General features: G+C 43.8%; 2 protein-coding genes. Both read right to left on the minus strand.

Annotation, left to right across the window (positions count from 1 at the left end; genetic code table 11):
• Positions 1 to 26: 26 nt before the first annotated feature.
• Positions 27 to 980, minus strand: a complete 954-nt coding sequence (locus P0M11_RS13275; protein WP_275626094.1) for a transposase — start codon at positions 978 to 980, stop codon at positions 27 to 29.
• Positions 981 to 999: 19 nt separating this feature from the next.
• Positions 1,000 to 1,353, minus strand: a complete 354-nt coding sequence (locus tag P0M11_RS13280; protein WP_275626093.1) for a transposase — start codon at positions 1,351 to 1,353, stop codon at positions 1,000 to 1,002.
• Positions 1,354 to 1,405: the final 52 nt, after the last annotated feature.

Raw genomic sequence — 1,405 nt, forward strand, 5'->3', positions numbered from 1 at the left:
CCGGATCAGGAACAAAACCTGGGGGATTAGGCAAAAAGAGTGGTAAGCCTGTAGAGGAAGAAGGACCTGTCTTTTACGCCACGTAACTGGATTCTGAAGTTTTTGATTTTTGCATTGAAGGATTCGGCAGAAGCATTTGTGGAGCGGTTGGTAAAATAATTCAGGATATCATTATAGTGCGTGGTGATGGTTCGAACAACGGTGCTGAACGCTTTATTTCCGAACTCCTCTACGTCTTTAAACCAGTGGGCAAGCTTGAGCAGGGCTACAGACTTGATTATTTTTTGATTATAAATCTTTCTTAACTCATCAGTTAAGTGATACGCTTTTTGTAAATCCGGATATTTCCCGAACAGGATTTTTGCCCTTTCCTTCTGGCTCTGTGTCCAGTTTTCGCGGCTTTTATAGAGTAAGTATCGGCCCCGGGCTAGCAGCTGCTTCAAAGAATCTCCATTTTCAAAGACTTCAAATTCAGGTTTTTCTCCTTTCTTTTTGGCTTCCGCAATGATTTCATTTTCCTTGTCGATGGCCTTCCAACGGTGCTTTATCCTAATCTCCTGCAGGGCTTCCAGGGCTAGTTTTTGCACATGAAACCGGTCCACGGTCTGTGCGGCATTGTAGAAACAGGTCCGTGCTATAAGCTTCATGGAGCCGGACATGTCCAAAGTGATTTCCTTCACCTGCTTTCGAAGTTTCTGCGGGATTTTTCTAAAATGTGCTACCACATCCTCACTCCTGGTTCCCTTTACCACAGCCACAATGGAGCCTTTTCTGCCCTTTGCTTTCTTGGAGGTGAGCACCGTGTAAAGTTCTCCATCAGAAAGGGCCACTTCATCCAGGGACAGTTCCTCGGAAATGTTTTCGGGAAAAACCAGCCAGTCTTCTGCATGAGGTTTCTGCCCCCAGGTTTTGAACCCGCTTAAATGGTTTTTATATTGTCTTTGAAACTTCTTGCCGTTCACGCCGTACAGCTGGCCAATCACCTTGCAGTTGAGCTCGTTAGTATCGGCTGATTTTTTTTAAGAACTCCGCAAAATCCTGTGTCATGCGAGTTCCTTTAGCCACCAGCTCCCAATTCCGCTGGAGTGATTCGTTGGTTTTCACATCCAACCATCTGCGTCTTTTTATATGAAGTTTAACAGATTTGCCACGAATGGGAAAATCATCCACCGTAATTTCAGGAAGAAATCCTTTGGAGTTTAACAGCCTGTCTGAGAGCTCTGCAGGCGGATTAGACTTTTCTTCAAAAGATATGTGAAGTACGCCGTCTATTTCCTGTGTCTTTGTAATATCAAAATACTCCACCAAAAATTCCGGCAGTAATAACTTTAAAATCTCGTAGCTGTTTAACATCCCACAAAATTAAAGCTTAATCATATTTCCCCCCAACTTTTGTGCTTGATCC

Origin of the sequence: Kaistella sp. PBT33-4 (genome assembly GCF_029194425.1) — a bacterium.
Taxonomy (GTDB): domain Bacteria; phylum Bacteroidota; class Bacteroidia; order Flavobacteriales; family Weeksellaceae; genus Marnyiella.

Bases quoted from the DNA above. Each gene is read 5' to 3' on its own strand.
- P0M11_RS13280 (WP_275626093.1), bottom strand. From the start codon at position 1,353: ATGTTAAACAGCTACGAGATTTTAAAGTTATTACTGCCGGAATTTTTG.